Raw genomic sequence first — 16653 nt, 5'->3', positions numbered from 1 at the left:
CATCAGCACACACATGATGAGATACACCTGCGTGGTGATCACCGACAGAATCCAATACGCGCTCGACACATTGGGAATCACCGGCCCAGTGCGGCGGCCACCAGGGCGATGCCGACGATCGGGGTGAGGAATCCGATGTGGAAGTGGCTGAAGAATCCGTCGAACGCCTGCATCACACCGGCCGTCAGACTCAGGCTGGCCGAGGGCACCACCCAGCTGATCGCCAGGGCGGGCAGGATGAAGATGACCAGCACCAACCCTGCCGCCAATGCCATGGCCTTGGGGAATTCCTTGCCGGGATTGCGCAACGACGACACGTGGACCGCACGAGGACACATACACCCCCGCCCAGTAGACGGTGATGATCACGATCGCCACGTACGGGCCGTTCGACGCGAGCGAGGGGTGAATACTCAGGCCGTCGCCCACCCATTTGTAGACACCGCCGTCCCAGCCCGATGCCAATTCCGCCGCCACCAGCGAGGTAGGCATGAGAAAGAGAACGGCGGGAACGATGTAGAGAAAAACACAGGCAAGCCCGTAGACGGCCATTGTCGGTGCCGAACGCAGACTGGCCACCGAACTCGTGGTCATCAGCGCCAATGTCACCCAGGACAGGTATTTCGTCGTGGTCGCGGCTTTCGTCGCGGTGCCCGTGATCAGCGCTGCCTCCTGCTGTGTTCACACAACTAGCGGAAACCCCTCGAATAACGCTCGAGGAGCGTAACCGTGCGGCAGCCGACCGGCGGCTTCGAAACGGGCACGATTACAGCGCGAATATTCGGACAGCGAAGGCAGGGCGGCCGATAGGCCGCCGCCGCGCGCGGGTGATCGCCGATCCGCGCGCGGCGGGGCCGGTCAGGCGGCCTTGCTGGCCGGGACCGGCTCCCAGCGGTAAACGGTGCTGCGGGCACCGTGGTAGAGCGCGAGGTCGACCGCGTCGAGCACGGCCTGACGCGGACCCGAACGCTGCAACTGCGCGCCCGAGATCGCCAGACGAAGGACGCCGCCGCGCCGGGCCGTGCGGGCCGCGCCCATCACCAGCGCCCGACACCACCAGGGTTCGGCCCGGAAGCCCTCGCCGATGCCGTACACACGAGAACGCTGCGTCACGTTGTTTTCCAAGTCGAGCATGGTGGTCAGGCCGAGGGCGAGCCGGAAACCCACGTCGGGGAGGGCGGCGAGCGCACCGGCGGAGGCGTCCCAGCGCGGGGCCGCGAACAGCCGGGTGCGCAACTGCACCTGCTCCATCACCCGGTCGGCCGCTTTGAGCCGCAGCGTCGCCTCGTGCCGGGGCAGCGTCGCGAATTCGGCCCGCCGCGACTTGGTGGCCGCCTGGTCGTAGCCGTGCAGCACGATGGCGTCACCGGCCAGCCGTCGCCCGCGCAACCACGATTGCGTCGCCGGGTCGTCGACCAGCCGGTACTTGCCCTTCAGCCGGGGCGCGACCAGCAGCGACAGCCGCACCCCGCGCTGATCCATCAGCTCCGCGAACTCGATCGCGGCATCGCGCGTGGTATCCCGGATTCCCGACACCGAAACGATCAGCTCGCCGTTCATGTGTCAACGATGGCAGCCGGAGGTGACGGCAGCGTGGTTGCGCGATGAACAGTAGCGAGCGTCTATTTGTCGGCCAGGCCCACGGTGTCCAGCACCCAGGCGTACTCGAACGCGACTTCCTTCCACTTCTCGTAGCGGCCGCTCACCCCGCCGTGACCCGCGCTCATCTCCGTTTTCAGCAGCACTTCGCTGTCACCGGTCTTGGTGGCGCGCAGCTTGGCGACCCACTTGGCCGGTTCCACGTACAGCACGCGGGTGTCGTTGAGGCTGGTGATCGCCAGGATCGGCGGATAGTCCTTGGCCTCGACGTTCTCGTACGGCGAGTACGACTTCATGTACTCGTAGACGTCCTTGTCGGCCAACGGGTTACCCCACTCGTCCCACTCGATCACCGTCAGCGGCAGCGACGGGTCGAGGATGGAGGTGAGCGGGTCGACGAACGGGACATTGGCCAGGATGCCCGCGAACAGCTCCGGCGCCAGGTTGGCCACCGCCCCCATCAGCAGACCGCCCGCGCTGCCGCCGTCGGCGACGAGCCGGTCGGGTGCGGTGGTGCCCGCGTCGACGAGATGGCTTGCGACGGAGACGAAGTCGGTGAAGGTGTTCATCTTCGACAGGGTCTTGCCGTGCTCGTACCAGAGCCGGCCCATCTCGCCGCCGCCGCGCACGTGCGCCACCGCGAACACCATGCCGCGATCGAGCAGCGACAGCCGCGATACCGAGAACGACGGATCGATGCTCGCCTCGTAGGAGCCGTACCCGTAGAGCAGCATCGGCTTGGGGCCCGGCGGCAGATCCCGCCGCTGGATCAGCGAGATCGGGATGCGGGTGCCATCGGAGGCGACTGCCCAATCACGGTGCTGCTCATAGTCTTCGGCGTTGTAGCCGCCGAGTACCGGCTGCTCCTTGCGCAGCAGCAGTTCCCCGGTGGCGGGCACGTAGTCGAACACCTGCATCGGGGTGATGAACGAGGTGACACCGACCCGCAGCGTCGGCTGCTCCCACTCCGGGCTGGAACCCATACCGGCGGAGAACAATTCGAGCCCGAACTCGAGTTCGGTCAGCTCGCCGTAGCCCGCCGGGGTGAGCGGCCACACCGCGAGGCGGGGCAGGGCGCCGCGGCGGTAGCCGAGCACCAGGTGGTCGGCGAAGGCGTCGATGTCCTCGAGCCGCACGTCCTCGCGGTGCCCGATCAGGATCGTCATGTCCGACGGGTCGGTGGCAGGCGCTTGCGCGAGGACGAAGTTCTCCGCCTTCACGCCGTCGACCACGTCGTTGTGCAGGATCAGGAAACGGTCCGCACCCGCGATCACCGCGTGCTCGGCCGAGTACTCCACGCCCTCGCGCCGGGGCAGCAGCACCCGGAACTCGCCCTCGGGGTTGTCCGACTCCAGCACCCAGCCCTCGGTGGTGATCTTGGAACCGAGCCAGATCATCAGGTACTTCTCGGAGCGGGTGGCGCCGACGCTCACCCAGTAGCGCTCGTCCGGCTCGTGGAAGACCTTCACGTCGTCGGTGGATGCGGTGCCGACGCGGTGCCGCCACACGGTGTCGGGGCGCCAGGATTCGTCGACGGTCTGATAGAAGATGTGCGTCCCGTCCAGCGACCAGGTGGCCCCCGGTGCGGCGCCGACGACCTCGTCGGGCAACAGTTCGCCGGTGCGCAGGTCCTTGATGCGCAGGGTGTAGCGCTCGTCGCCGGTGCTGTCGACCGAGTAGGCGAGCAGGTTGCCGTCGTGGCTCAGCGAGAACGCGCCGAGGGCGAAGAAGTCGAGACCCTCGGCGAGCACATTGCTGTCGAGCAGCACCTGCTCACCCTCGATGGAGGTGTCCACCTCGAGTTGCGGCGGCGTCCAGGCGTCGATGCCCTCGGCTTGGGCGTCGATCGGACAGCGGCAGTGCACGCCGTACTGCTTGCCCTCGAAGCTGCGCGAGTAGTACCAGTACTCCCCCAGCCGGGTCGGCACCGACAGGTCCGTTTCCTGGGTCCGCGCCTTGATCTCGTCGAAGATCTTGTCCCGCAGGGGCTGCAGCTGATCGGTGCGCGCCGCGGTGTAGGCGTTCTCCTCCTCCAGGTACGCGATGACCTCGGGATCTTCCTTGTCCCGCAGCCACTCGTACTCGTCGACGAACGTGTCGCCGTGGTGCACCCGTTCGACGGGCACCTTCTTCGCGATCGGCGCCGACACCACCGTCTGATTCTCGCCAGCCATGGGTCCACCGTAGTCGCCGCCCTCGACCCCGGCCCGCCAACTCGGCCGTCACCGGGATCCGCCCCGCTCATCGGGGTGAGTATTTCTGCGGATGGCGGCTCGGGGTGGAATCCGTAACCTGCTCGCATGGGGATTCGCGGGACGGTTCGTTCGCTTGTTGTCGCCGGTGCGCTGCTGCTGGCTTCCGGTTCGGTTGTCGTCGCGCCCGCGGTGGCGTGTGCGTGTGGCGGGGTGGTGAGCGGCGACGGCTCGGCGCGGGTGGACAGTGAGACCGCCGTGCTCGGCTGGGACGGTCGGCGCGAAACCATTCTGATGCGGTTGGGGATGCGGTTCACCGGCGCCGATGCGGCGCTCATCGTGCCGACCCCCACTCCTGCCACGGTGTCGGCCGGTAGTGCCGCGTCGTTCGCCGAGTTGTCGCGACTCACGGCGCCGGAGGTGGTCGTCGACCGCTCCTGGTTCGACAGCGACAGGTACGAATCCTCCGCCGGTGCACCGGGTTCCGGGCCGGAAGTGCTCGGCCAGGTGCAACTGGGTCCGCTCGAGGCGACGACGCTACGCGGCGGCGACCTCACCGGCGTGCGGGAGTGGTTGTCCACCAACGGCTATCAGCTGCGGCCGGAGGTGAGCGCCACCCTCGAGCCGTATCTGCGCGAAGGCTGGTCGTTCGTCGCCATGCGGCTCACCAGCCCCGAACCCCTCGACGGAGCCCTCGACCCGGTGCGCCTCACCTTCGATTCCGATCGCCTCGTCTATCCGATGCGCATGTCGGCCGCGGCGACCACTCCCCAATCGGTGCACCTCTACGTCTTCGGCGACCACCGCCTCACCCGCATTGACGCCGACACCGAATCCCAGTCCACCACGACCGAATTCGCGTCCCCCGTGGGTGCGCTCACCGACCCCGATCTGATCGCGCTCGCCGCGGGCAAGACCTACCTGACCGAACTGTCGGTCTCCATACCCCGCCCCGCCGCCATCACCTCCGACTTCACTTTCGCCCCGGCCGACACCGACACCACCGTGCGCGACCGCATAGTCAAGAAGGAGTACGTCGAAATTCTCGGCTTCCCCGCCGGTTATGTCCTTGTCGCCGTGGCGCTTTCGATCCTGGCCGTGGCGGGCGGCGCATTGCTGCGCCGCCGCTCGACCCGCTAGGCCCCGAGAGCGGGCCCGATGGTGGGCCAGGAGTGGTGCAGGGCGTCCTGCCAGTAGCCCCACGAGTGAGTGCCGACGGGGTGGTAGTCGATGTCGGCTCCGATGCCCGCGGCGGCCAGACGCTGACCGAAGGAGGCCATGCAACCGTTGACGCCGACCTCGATGGGACCGCCGAGAACGATGTTCTCCGGCAGCTGAGGCTTGAGCTGGGCCTCGTGGTGGCCGGGGATACCGGTGCCGGTCGACATGTACAGCGCCTTGCCGCGCAGGTTGTCGAGCAGCTGGGCGGGGTCGTGCGCCGCCCATTCGGGACTGCCCGGCGCACCCCACATGTTGAGCGGGTTACCACCACGGTTGGTGATGGAGAACATCATCGCGCCCGCCGCCATGCCCATGTCGGGGCACGCGCTGTAGCCGGCGACGGCCCGGTAGAGGCCGGGGTTGCGGGCGGCCAGGATGTAGGCCGCGTTGCCGCCCATCGACAGGCCGCCGATGGCGTTCACGCCGTTGCCGTCGAAGCGGGCGTCGATCAGGCCGGGCAGTTCGCGGGTGAGGAACGTTTCCCACTTGTATCGGCCGAAACGCGGGTCGTCGGCGATCCAGTCGGTGTAGTAGCTGGCCTGTCCGCCCATCGGCAGCACCACGTTCACGTGCTTGCCACGGAAGAACGCCTCGGCGTCGGTGGCATTGGTCCAGGTGCTCTGGCCGATGCCCGGATCGAGGCCGTCGAGCAGGTAGTACGTACCGCGCGCCCCGCCGCCCGCCGGGTGCAGAACCTGCAGCTCGATATTGCGCCCCATCGCGGGCGAGGTGACGGTGATCGCGGTGCGGTTCGGGGTGAGCACACGCTCCCCGACGATGTCCGCGGCCGCGGCGGGTGCGGGCTGCAGAACGCCCGGACCGATGAACGCGATGGCGAATGCCAGCACTGAAGCAGCAACACCTGAACGACGCACGATCTACCCTCCATAACCGCATGCCAATGACAGTCCAAAGTAACCCACCGATGAACGTCGAGGAAGCATTCGGCGATTTGGGCGTTTCTTCGGCAAACTTTTGGGTACGTATTGCCCGCTTCGTCCGAAATCGCAGGTCAGCGGGTAAGAGCGCCCCGGATCGAGCCGGCGAGATAATCCAGATCGGCGCGCGCGGGCGAGGTGGGTCGTGCGCGCAATCCGAAGCCGTCGCCGGGCGTTCTCGGAATGACGTGCAGGTGCACGTGGAATACCTCTTGGCCGGCCGTAACACCGTCGGCGAGAAAGAAATTCACGCCGTCGGCGGCCACCTCGCTGTCACGCAGGGCCGCCGCGATCCGCTGCCCCACTTGAAACAGCTTGCCGCCCAACACCGGATCGAGTTCAGCGAGGCTCGGCGCGGCCACCTTGGGCACCACGAGCACATGGCCGGGCGTCACAGGACGAATATCCATGAACGCCAGCACATCGTCGTCCTCGTACACCTTGGAAGCGGGCGCCCGACCGGCGACGATGTCGGAGAAGATCGTGTACGGATTCATCCGCGCACGGTATCGAAAACGCACGAGAGCCCGCCACCGCCGCCGCACGGCGGGCAGTGGCGGGCTCACGCGCACGGCTCTACAGAATCGGTGAGGGGGTGTACCGCGCGGCCTCCGGGTTGGCCTCGACCAGCTTCTGCACCTGGGCGATCACCTCGGACACCTGATCGGTGGCCGCGCCGATGAACGCGGACTTGTCGGCCAGCGCCGCGTCGAGTGCGGCACGGTCTAGCGGCATCCGCTCGTCGGCGGCGAGCCGATCGAGCAGATCGGGTTCGCTACCCTGCTCACGCATGGCCAAGGCGACGGCGACCGCGTGCTCCTTGATGACCTCGTGCGCCGTCTCACGGCCGACACCGGCCCGCACCGCCGCCATCAGGATCCGGGTGGTGGCCAGGAACGGCAGGTACCGGTCGAGCTCGCGCGAGACGACGGCCGGGTAGGCGCCGAACTCGGCGAGCACGGTCAGGAACGTCTCCATCTGCCCGTCGATGGCGAAGAATGCATCGGGCAGCGCGACGCGACGCACCACCGAGCAGAACACGTCGCCCTCGTTCCACTGCGCGCCCGCCAGCTCGGCGGCCATCGAGCCGTAGCCGCGCAGCACCACCTGCAGACCGTTCACCCGCTCACAGGACCGGGTGTTCATCTTGTGCGGCATGGCCGAGGACCCGACCTGACCCGGCTGGAACCCTTCGGTGACCAGCTCGTGGCCCGCCATCAGACGGATCGTGTGCGCGAACGACGACGGCCCGGCACCCAGCTGCACCAGCGCCGAGAGCACGTCGTGGTCGAGCGAGCGCGGGTACACCTGGCCCACGCTGGTGAAGACGTTCTTGAAACCGAGGTGGGTGGCCACCTGCTGTTCGAGGGCGGCGAGCTTGCCCGCGTCACCGTCGAGCAGGTCGAGCATGTCCTGGGCGGTGCCCATCGGGCCCTTGATGCCGCGCAGCGGGTAGCGGTCGATCAGTTCGCGCAGCCGGGTGAGCGCGACGAGCACCTCGTCGGCGGCGGAGGCGAAACGCTTGCCGAGCGTGGTGGCCTGCGCGGCGACATTGTGCGAGCGACCGGCCATCACCAGCGCCTGATACTCGGCGGCCCGCTCACCGAGCCGCGCGGCGATGGCGACACCGTGGTCGTAGACGTGCTCGAGCGAGAGCCGGATCTGCAGCTGCTCCACGTTCTCGGTGAGGTCGCGGCTGGTCATGCCCTTGTGCACGTGCTCGTGCCCGGCCAGCGCGTTGAACTCCTCGATGCGGGCCTTCACATCGTGGCGGGTGACCCGCTCGCGCTCGGCGATCGAGGCCAGGTCCACGTGATCGATGACCCGCTCGTAGTCCTCGACCACCCCTGCGGGAACGTCGATCCCGAGCTGCGACTGGGCGCGCAGCACCTCGAGCCACAGCTTGCGCTCGAGCACGATCTTGTTCTCGGGCGACCAGAGCGCGACGAGCTCCGGGCTGGCGTATCGGGTGGCGAGGACATTCGGGACGAGGCTCACGAGCACTCAGTCTAGTTGCCTGACCCGTTCGCCCTGCTGGGGCATCATGTTGGGCACCACGGGCGGGGCCACGATGTCGATCATCTCGAGCAATCCGGCTCGGGCGGGGCGGCGCGGCTCGGGGTGTCCCTCGATCAGCGCGGCGACGACGGCACCGTCGACGACGGCGACGAGCCTGCGTAACTGCTCGGGGCGCACCACCCGGTCGGAGCGGCGCAACACGTCGGCGAGCAGGTCTTCGAGCTGGGTGCGTAGTCGCAGCTGCACCTCGCGTAGCTCGGGGTGCCGCGCGGAGGCGACCGACCGCTCGTAGCGGGCGATCAATTGGCCACGGGCGTCGAGATCGCTGTCGTCGGGGCCGACCAGCAGGTCGAGCACCAGGTCGACGGTCGCCTCGGTGCCGCGCCTGCGGTGGCTCACATCGCCGACGCGGCGGCGCATCGCGTCGAGTTCACGGGCGCCGCTGAACTCGACGGCGCTGGCGATCAGATCTTCCAGTGAGGCGAAGTAGTAGGTGGTGGACGCGAGGGGAAGATCGGCTCTCGAGGCCACCGAACGATGTCGCACGGCGTCGAAGCCGCCTTCGAGCAACAGTTCAGCCGCCGCCGCCACCAGAGCCTGGCGACGTCGTTCGCCTTTCGGAGTCGTCGCGGTGGTCACCGTGCCATCGTGCCAGTCATCATCAGTTCAACCGTGCGCAATCGTCATCGGGGAAACGCTGGGAATTCGGGATATCTGAGTTTTACCGTATCCCGGCACCGATGTGTTCGTACTAGGGAAAGTTGTTGGGGGACATCACCGTTGACAACCGGTCCAGCGCTGCGGAAATGTCGTTTGTGGCGCCTGCGAAGGAAAAGCGAATCGTGCGAAGACCGCGCTCGGTATCGAAGTCCAGACCCGGTGCCACCGCCACTCCGGTTTCGGCGAGAACCCGTGCGCACCACTCCAGTGAATTACTGGTCAAATGACCGATATCCGCGTAGGCGTAGAAGGCGCCGTCGGCGGGCGCCAGATCGGTGATGCCGAGCGCTGGCAAACCCTCCAACAGCAACGCCCGATTGGTCGCGTACCGACGCACGTGCCCGTCGAGTTCGTCCTTGGCCTCGGGTCCGAAGGCGTGCACCGCCGCGTACTGCGAGATCGCGGGCGGGCACACGGTCATGTTCGACGCCAGCCGCTGCAACGCGGGACGCAGGTGCGCGGGCGCGAGCATCCAGCCCAACCGCCATCCGGTCATCGAGAAGTACTTCGACACCGACCCGATCACCACCGCGTCGCGGGAGAACTCCCACGCCGAGGAGGTCGGCGTGCTCGCGCCCGCGTAGGTGATGCCGTGATAGATCTCGTCGGAGATCAGCAGCGTGCCGTGCGTTTCGCACCAGCGGGCGATGGCGGCCAGTTCGGCCGGGTCGATCATGGTCCCGGTCGGATTCGCCGGGCTCGCCAACACCAGCCCCGCGGGCGGTTCGGGTAGCGCCTCGAGCATCGCCACGGTCGGCTGGAAGCGGGTCTGCGGGCCGCAGTCGAGCTCGACGACCCGGCAGCCGAGGGCGGTGAGGGTGTTGCGGTAGGCCGGGTAGCCCGGCCGGGCGACCACGACGGTGTCGCCCACGTCGAAGGCGGCGAGGAAGATCAGCGTGAACGCGCCCGACGATCCGGTGGTCACCACCACCTCGTCGGGGTGCACGTCGTAGCCGTAGGTCTCGCTGTGATGGCCCGCGATGGCCTCGCGCAGCGGCAGGATCCCGAACGTCTCGGTGTAGCCGAGCAGCTCGTGGTCGATCGCCGCGCGTGTCGCCCGCAGCACCGGTGCGGGCGCCTGTGTCGACGGCTGCCCCGCCGCGAGTACCAGCACGTCACCGTGCGACCTGGCGCGTTCGGCGGCCGCCTTCCACACGTCCATCACGTAGAAGGGAGGAATGGTCGACCGTAGCGATTCTGTGGACACCCGAGAGACGGTAGATCACCCGATCGCGCGCCTGCACAGATATGGTCGGCACAATGGCTCCGACAGCGAATACGCAGGCACCGACGCCACCGGCAGTGGGGCGCCGGGCAGGGTCGTGGGGGCGGTATGAGGCGGACTGAGGTGCACGGACTCGCGTCGGGTGAGGTGCGCGAGCCCGACCGCGACACCGCATCCGTCGACGACACACCGAACAGGTCGGGCACCTCACGTCCGCGTCGTTCGAATGTGAACGGCCTTGTCCTGCGCGCCAATTGGCGCGAGCACCTGCCTGCGCAGGTTCCGGTGCGGGATCGGGTGGCGGCGTGGGTCGGCAAGTATCCCGCACTCGGGGAGATCGCGGCCGACCTGCGGCGCGGTGACGTTCGGAAAGTGTTCTGGCAGCGGCCTTCTCGGCAGGCGACGGAACTGTGGTCGCGCAGGCCGAGCAGCGATCAGTTGCGTGCGGTGCTCGTCGAGCGGCGTGTGCTCGTCGCGGGCGTCGCGGTGGTCGCGGTGCTCGTGGCTTCGGACGGGCAGTTCAGCGGGCTCGTCGACCGGCCGCTCGCACCGGGTGAGGCCCAGCGGGTCGCCATCGCCCATCCCCCGCAGATCCCGCCCAACCCGCAGTCGGTGCGCCGCCTGCTCGTCGCCATCGACAACGGCGAGAAGCGCCGCGAGGCCGCGGTGGTCGCCGCGGCGGCCCGCGCCACCCTGGAACGCGCCAAGGCCGAGGCGGCGGCCGCGTCGTCGGGACAGTGGCAGGACTGGATGGGTGAGCGCGCCCCCGTGGTGCCCGGCGTCATGGTTCCCGGTTCGAGCACCCCGTCGACGGGCGGTTTCAGCCTGCCCGCCAAGGGCCTGTTCACCTCGGGATTCGGCTCACGCTGGGGCACCATGCATCGCGGCATCGACATCGCGGGCCCCATCGGCAGCCCCATCTACGCCGTCGCCGACGGCACCGTCGTCGAGGCGGGCCCCGCCCAGGGCTTCGGCCTGTGGGTCCGCATCCGCCACGACGACGGAACCATCAGCATCTACGGCCACATGTACGACTTCTTCGTCTCCCCGGGCGAACGCGTCCCCGCGGGTATGCAGATCGCCCGCATCGGCAACCGGGGCGACTCCACCGGCCCCCACCTGCACTTCGAGATCGTCCAGAACGGCCAGCACGTGGACCCGCAGGCCTGGCTGGCCCGTCACGGGCTCAGCCTGACCTGACCGTTTACTGCTTCCGTTCCGGGACAACGACTTCCGTGGCGCCGATGTCGGTGCGGAAGTGGCTGCCGGGGAGCTTGATCTTGGCGAGACGGGCGTAGGCGCGTTCGCGGGCCTCGGCCAGGTCCTCGCCGATACCCACGACATTGAGGACGCGGCCACCCGCGGAGACCAGCGCCTTGTCCTCGCGCAGGGCCGTGCCCGCGTGCAGGACGAGGGTGTCACCGTCGAGGGCGCCTTCCTCGGCGCCGGTGATCACGTCGCCGGTGCGGGGCCGGGCGGGGTAGTTCTCGGCGGCGAGCACGACCGTGATGGCCGAACCGTCCTTCCAGCGCGGCGGTTCGACCTCGGCGAGGCGGCCGGTGGCGGTGGCGTGCAGCAGCTCGGCGAACGGGCTGTCGAGCAGCGCGAGCACCGCCTGGGTCTCGGGATCACCGAAACGGCAATTGAATTCGACGACGGCGGGACCGTTGGCGCCGATCGCCAGACCGGCGTACAGCAGCCCGGAGAAACCGCTGCCGCGCCGAACCAGTTCGGCCGCAACGGGCTTCACGACATCGTCGACGATCTCGGCGAGCGTCTCGGCGGGCAGCCACGGCAGCGGGGTGTAGGCGCCCATGCCGCCGGTGTTGGGGCCCGCGTCGCCGTCACCGACGCGCTTGTGGTCCTGCGCGGGCAGCAGCGGCACCACGGTCTCGCCGTCGACCAGGCAGAACAGCGAAACCTCCGGCCCGTCGAGGAACGACTCCAGCAGCACCGGATGACCCTGCTCGAGCAGCTCGGCACCGTGATCGCGGGCGGCCCGGCGATCGGCGGTCACCACCACACCCTTGCCCGCCGCCAGGCCGTCGTCCTTGACCACCCAGGTGGGGCCGAAACGGTCGAGCGCGGCATCCAGGTCGGCCGGGTTGTCGACGATCTCGCTGTGCGCCGTCCGCACACCGGCCGCCGCCATCACATCCTTGGCGAACGCCTTGGACCCTTCGATCCGTGCCGCGTCGGCCGACGGGCCGAACACGGGGATCCCGGCGGCGCGCACCGCGTCGGCCACACCGAGCACCAGCGGCACCTCGGGCCCGATCACCACCAGGTCGGCCGCGACCTCCCGGGCCAGCGCGGTCACGTCCTCGGCCGCGCAGGGATCGACCGGTCGCAGCTCGGCCTGCTGGCCGATACCGGGATTGCCCGGGGCGGCGATCACCGCCGTCACCGACGGATCCCGGCGCAGCGCCAGGACGAGGGCATGTTCACGGGCTCCGGAACCGATGACGAGTACGCGCACCGCCACAGATTAGTCGCGCCGCCGCGCGTCCACTCGCGACCCCCTGATCCCGACATCTGCCCGTCCACCACCGTTCACCCTGGCCGAACCGGGTTCCGCTGGGCCACAATGGAACCAACAGCGGAACCGGGGGACGATCGTGGGACTACTCGACGGCATGATGGGCAACGCGGGTCGCATCGACCCCGCCGCCGCCCAGCAGGAATACGCCAAACTCTTCGGCCAGGGCGAGCAGGTGTACGCCGCATACCTCCTGGTCCGCGACGCGATGCTGTTCACCAACCGCCGCCTCATCATGATCGACAAACAGGGCGTCACCGGCCGCAAAGTCAGCTACCACAGCATCCCGTACCGCTCGATCACCCACTTCGCCGTCGAAACCGCGGGCACCTTCGACCTCGACGCCGAGCTCTACATCTGGCTCAGCGGCAGCCACGAACCCGTGAAGCAGCGATTCAACCGTCAGGTCGACATCTACGAGGTGCAGGGCATCCTGTCCCACTACGTCGCGATCTAACTAGGCTCGCCTGCATGGCATCCGTTTTCAGCGCGATCATCGCAGGTCAGATTCCGGGTCGGTTCGTCTGGGAGGACGACGAATTCGTCGCCTTCCTCACCATCGCCCCCGTCACCCAGGGCCACACCCTCGTGGTGCCCCGCGCCGAGATCGACCAGTGGCAAGACATCGACCCCGACGTGATGGCCCGCCTGATGGCCGTCGCCCAGAAGATCGGCCAGGCCGTCCGCGCCGCCTTCGAGGCCCCACGCGCCGGCCTTCTCATCGCCGGCCTCGAGGTCCCCCACCTGCACACCCACGTCTTCCCCGCCTATTCCATGGGCGACTTCGACATCTCCGGAGCCGACAACTCCCCCACCCCCGAATCCCTCGACGAAGCCCAGTCCAAGATCAAAGCCGCCCTCCGCGACCTCGGCTACGGAGCCAACGTCCCCGCCTGATCGCTACTGGTGCCCGTGCCAACCCACGGGCACCGCCACGGCGACAACTCGGTCGCCGCCGATATGGACACCGTGGATACGGTGGGCAAGCGGCTTTACGTCGCCCGGCCCAGCCGCAACGCTCGCGGGCCGCGGGAGGCTGACAGCGTCGGCCCGTCAACTCGAGGGGTTGGTCAGCAATGGAACCGGAACGGGTCGGCGTGCGTCTGAAGACATCGAGTGGTTCTGTGCGAAGAGGAGAGACGATGCGACTGGTGGGGATCGCCGTGGGGGTGGGCGTTGCGCTCGTGCTCTCCGGGTGTGGGCAGAGTGTGGACGGGCAGCCGGAGGTGAGTGGGGCTCCGTTGACGAAGGAGCAGTTGTTCGATCCGTGTGGGGTGCCGGAGAGTGCATTGGTCGCGGCGGGGGCCGATCCGGCGTCCAAGGACGACAATCCGTTCTCGGTGCCGAGGGCGGAGTGGAAGGGGTGCGGATGGCGAGCTGGGGACTTCTTCCTGTCGCTTCTGTCGAGTACCTACACGATCTCGGAATACCGCACGAATACGTACTACCGCGACTTCAAAGAAGTCACGATCGACAATCGAAGTGGACTGCAGTATCAACTCGGCGACAAGAGCCCCTCCGAGGAATGCGGCATCGTTTTCGATACGACCCAGGGCCGAATAGAGATCGTGGCAAGTAAGGCGTTGAGTAGCAAATCGACCACCGATCCGTGTGCGCGCGTAAACGAGATGGCCCCACACTTCGCATCGATCCTGCCCCAATAGCGCATAAGAGACCAGGAAGAACCAGCGATGGCTGACGAAAACGCAACGGCGAAGCAATTCGAGACGCTAGCAGGAGAAGCTTCAGCCGGCCGTCTCATCATCGAGCACGATGCGGCCGAGCGATGCGCGAAATGGTGCGAAGACTATCGGAGCGAACTCGATGCACTGGCCTTTCGCTCACAGCGAATGGTTCAAGTTGAATCATTCGGCGACCTCGGTTCAGCTCAAGCCCTCGGAAAGAAATTCGCTGATCTGGCGAACGGCGAATCAGGAACTGGATCGTATATCGCGGCGATCCGGGAGCATCAAGAAGTACTCACCGCGATGGCCGATATGTACCGCAAAGCCGGCGCCGCATTCAAGAACTGCGACGAAGCCTCTCAACTGGCGATCAAGCAGCAGACCAACACGCTCGACTGACTACTGGGGGAACCATGCCGTTCGTAGCTTTTATGACCGGACTGTCGAATCTACGCGCGGCCACGGATCGCGTCGGCTCACTGTTCGATTCCGATATCTCGCCGGCGCAGTCCGAACTGGACGCGCAGGCCGACGGAAACAAGGAGCGGAACCGCATTTACGGTGAGAACCAGGCCCTGGCCTCGGGTTTCTCCGGTGAGTACACCCAGCAGGTCGTGCCGCCGGTGATGGAATCTTTCACCGACATGTCGCATTCCCGCATCATGCAGTTCGTCGAGTCGATCGACATCGGCCAGATGAGCACAAGCATTCAAGGCTGGACCCAGCTCGCCAACGACACGACGGCCAAAGCAACCGCATTCCACGACAACATCAGCAAGGAGATGGAGCGTGGATGGGCCGGTAGCGCTGCCACGCAGGCGCTGGCCAGCACCAAGGCGTATCTCGCGGATATCCACAAGGTCGATCAGGCCGCCAGGCTGATCGCCAACAAGATGGACGAGGCGCGGTCGGGCTTTCAACAGGTGAAGTACTCGGTGCCGCACGAGTCCGACGACCAGGGCGACAGCAAATTGGGAATTCTGGTGTCCGTCCTCTCTCCCGCCACCGGGAAGGTCATCGATAGCGCAAGCGCCGGCCGGGCGGAAGCCGCGCAGGCAGCCGCCCGTGAAGTCATGCGAACCGTCTACCAGCCGGTTGCCCAGCAGTCCGACACCCAGGTCCCCAAGGTTCCGGGACCGTCCAAGCCGCAGCAGGACAACCCGGGGAACGGCGATCCCGGCGACGGCCCCGGCAGCGGAATCACCAACGGCGACAACAACAACACCGGTGGAACCCCGGGTACGAACCCGGCGAACACGACTGCCGAGCCGGAAGACCCGACAACGACCGAACCGGGCGACGACGAGGACAGCGGCGACGATTCCGCATCGTCGACGGAGGAACCCGCCGCCACGACACCCGAGGACACCACCCCGGCCTCCACCCCGGCGACCAACCCAGCCGCCACCACGCCCGCAGGCACCACCCCGAACGGCCTGGGCTCAGGCGGCGGCGCAGGTGCAGGCGCGGGTGCGGGCGGCGGAAGCCCGAGCGTTCCCGGCGCGGGCAGCTCCCTCCCCGGCGCAGGCGGTGCCGCCCCCGGCGCAGGCGCGGGCCAGAAGCTCGCCGCGTCCGCAGGCGGCTCGGCCGGCCGGGCGGGGATGCCCGGCATGGGCGGCATGGGCGCACCGGGCGCGCGCGGCGGCAAGGACGACGAGAACGAACACGGTGCTCCCGACTATCTGCGCGGCGTGCACGAGGAACTGCTCGGTCCGGACCGGGCGCATGTCCCACCGGTCATCGGTGGCGACGCATGACCGACAACTGGGAACTCACCCAGTTCGAATTCTGGGTCGCCTGGGAAACTCTCGGCCGCGACCGCATGCCGTGGCCACTGACCTTCACCGCGGGTGTGGAAACCCAGGCCGAGTTCGACCGTGAATGCCGGATCGCCGCCGACTCCCTCATCGCCAAGATCGGCGACGACGAGTCGCTGTACCACGCCCTGCACGCCTTGGCGCATCCGGAGATCCGCATCGAATTGTTCGGTCACCGTTTCGACGGCCGGACCCGCATGGTCCGAGCGTGTGCGACAACCGAGTCCACCATCGGCACCGTCGCGGCTCAACTCCCCGGCCCCGAATACGGCCAGGGCGGCAATATCCTCATCTACCTGCGCCCCGCCCACGCCGTGACCCAGCGGCTGATCTCCATCCTGCCGACGGTTCCGCCGGGCACAAGCCAGGGTTTCGACCTGCACCGCGACGAATTCACCACCACCCCAGACCCTTACGCCACCCGTCGTACTCCGGCCGAACACGCCCTGGCCTTCCTCGAACGCCCGTTCCGCACCTACGCCGAATTCCGCGTCGACAAGGGCCCTGCCCTGGACGGCTGGCAAGAGGGTGGCACAACACTCCAGGTCATCGACTACACCGACGACGGCCGCTATCTCCTTCGCGACGCCACCCGAGTCTCAGCCCACCCCCTGACCGCCGACCGCTTGAACAACGAGCTCCGAAACCTCATCGCCCGAGCCGCCGCCGATCACAACCAGTCGGCTTGGTAGGCAGAC

Annotated in this window: 17 protein-coding genes; 8 read left to right on the top strand and 9 right to left on the bottom strand. The window is 67.7% G+C overall.

What is annotated here, in order from left to right:
• Window positions 1-77: 77 nt before the first annotated feature.
• From NI2_RS35600 to NI2_RS18460, 3 genes are all read right to left on the bottom strand, one after another.
• Window positions 78-338, bottom strand: coding sequence for an amino acid permease (locus NI2_RS35600; RefSeq protein ID WP_307657492.1), 261 nt, complete (start codon window positions 336-338; stop codon window positions 78-80).
• Between the two features lie 520 nt (window positions 339-858).
• Window positions 859-1560 (bottom strand): DUF2334 domain-containing protein, encoded by a 702-nt coding sequence (locus NI2_RS18465; RefSeq protein WP_067492306.1) that lies wholly within the window; start codon window positions 1558-1560, stop codon window positions 859-861.
• A gap of 62 nt (window positions 1561-1622) precedes the next feature.
• Window positions 1623-3773, bottom strand: a complete 2151-nt coding sequence (locus tag NI2_RS18460) for a S9 family peptidase (protein WP_067492305.1) — start codon at window positions 3771-3773, stop codon at window positions 1623-1625.
• A 126-nt stretch (window positions 3774-3899) separates the two neighbouring features.
• On the opposite strand from NI2_RS18460, the gene NI2_RS18455 reads away from it, so the two are divergent.
• Window positions 3900-4931: a DUF2330 domain-containing protein gene (locus NI2_RS18455; RefSeq protein WP_067492304.1), complete on the top strand. Its 1032-nt coding sequence runs from the start codon at window positions 3900-3902 to the stop codon at window positions 4929-4931.
• Here the strand turns inward: NI2_RS18455 and NI2_RS18450 are convergent.
• From NI2_RS18450 to NI2_RS18430, 5 genes are all read right to left on the bottom strand, one after another.
• Entirely contained in the window at window positions 4928-5860 is a 933-nt protein-coding gene (locus tag NI2_RS18450; protein ID WP_243749833.1) for an alpha/beta hydrolase, read from the bottom strand. The two genes, NI2_RS18455 and NI2_RS18450, sit on opposite strands and share 4 nt — an antisense overlap.
• Window positions 5861-6024: 164 nt before the next feature.
• On the bottom strand, window positions 6025-6447 hold the full coding sequence (locus tag NI2_RS18445; protein ID WP_067492302.1) for an HIT family protein: 423 nt from the start codon (window positions 6445-6447) through the stop codon (window positions 6025-6027).
• A gap of 79 nt (window positions 6448-6526) precedes the next feature.
• Complete coding sequence (purB, locus tag NI2_RS18440) at window positions 6527-7948, bottom strand: adenylosuccinate lyase (RefSeq protein WP_067492316.1); 1422 nt, start codon at window positions 7946-7948, stop codon at window positions 6527-6529.
• A 6-nt stretch (window positions 7949-7954) separates the two neighbouring features.
• Window positions 7955-8608, bottom strand: a complete 654-nt coding sequence (locus NI2_RS18435) for a TetR/AcrR family transcriptional regulator (protein WP_067492301.1) — start codon at window positions 8606-8608, stop codon at window positions 7955-7957.
• 112 nt (window positions 8609-8720) lie between these two features.
• Window positions 8721-9896 carry a pyridoxal phosphate-dependent aminotransferase gene (locus tag NI2_RS18430; protein ID WP_133733948.1) on the bottom strand — a complete coding sequence of 392 codons (1176 nt, stop codon included), beginning with the start codon at window positions 9894-9896 and terminating at the stop codon, window positions 8721-8723.
• Between the two features lie 390 nt (window positions 9897-10286).
• Here NI2_RS18430 and NI2_RS18425 point away from each other — a divergent pair, with 390 nt between their 5' ends.
• The gene (locus NI2_RS18425) at window positions 10287-11114 is read left to right on the top strand and encodes a M23 family metallopeptidase (protein WP_443093644.1); all 828 of its coding nucleotides are present in this window, start codon (window positions 10287-10289) and stop codon (window positions 11112-11114) included.
• Between the two features lie 4 nt (window positions 11115-11118).
• Here the strand turns inward: NI2_RS18425 and purD are convergent, their stop codons facing one another.
• Window positions 11119-12393, bottom strand: a complete 1275-nt coding sequence (purD, locus tag NI2_RS18420) for a phosphoribosylamine--glycine ligase (protein ID WP_067492314.1) — start codon at window positions 12391-12393, stop codon at window positions 11119-11121.
• A 139-nt stretch (window positions 12394-12532) separates the two neighbouring features.
• Here purD and NI2_RS18415 point away from each other — a divergent pair, with 139 nt between their 5' ends.
• The 6 genes from NI2_RS18415 (at window position 12533) to NI2_RS18390 (ending at window position 16647) form a co-directional block, all read left to right on the top strand.
• On the top strand, window positions 12533-12910 hold the full coding sequence (locus NI2_RS18415) for a PH domain-containing protein (RefSeq protein WP_084476517.1): 378 nt from the start codon (window positions 12533-12535) through the stop codon (window positions 12908-12910).
• A 14-nt stretch (window positions 12911-12924) separates the two neighbouring features.
• Window positions 12925-13350: an HIT family protein gene (locus NI2_RS18410; protein ID WP_067492298.1), complete on the top strand. Its 426-nt coding sequence runs from the start codon at window positions 12925-12927 to the stop codon at window positions 13348-13350.
• 245 nt (window positions 13351-13595) lie between these two features.
• On the top strand, window positions 13596-14117 hold the full coding sequence (locus NI2_RS18405; RefSeq protein ID WP_067492297.1) for a DUF3558 domain-containing protein: 522 nt from the start codon (window positions 13596-13598) through the stop codon (window positions 14115-14117).
• 27 nt (window positions 14118-14144) lie between these two features.
• Window positions 14145-14537, top strand: coding sequence for a hypothetical protein (locus NI2_RS33880; protein ID WP_133733947.1), 393 nt, complete (start codon window positions 14145-14147; stop codon window positions 14535-14537).
• 32 nt (window positions 14538-14569) lie between these two features.
• Entirely contained in the window at window positions 14570-15895 is a 1326-nt protein-coding gene (locus NI2_RS33875; RefSeq protein WP_067492295.1) for a PPE domain-containing protein, read from the top strand.
• Window positions 15892-16647, top strand: coding sequence for an ESX secretion-associated protein EspG (locus NI2_RS18390; RefSeq protein WP_067492294.1), 756 nt, complete (start codon window positions 15892-15894; stop codon window positions 16645-16647). Before NI2_RS33875 ends, NI2_RS18390 begins: the two co-directional genes overlap by 4 nt.
• Window positions 16648-16653 lie beyond the last annotated feature (6 nt).

It is taken from the genome of Nocardia ignorata NBRC 108230, assembly GCF_001612905.1.
GTDB classification, from domain to species: domain Bacteria; phylum Actinomycetota; class Actinomycetes; order Mycobacteriales; family Mycobacteriaceae; genus Nocardia; species Nocardia ignorata.
This window is presented reverse-complemented; position numbering and strand designations above follow the sequence as displayed.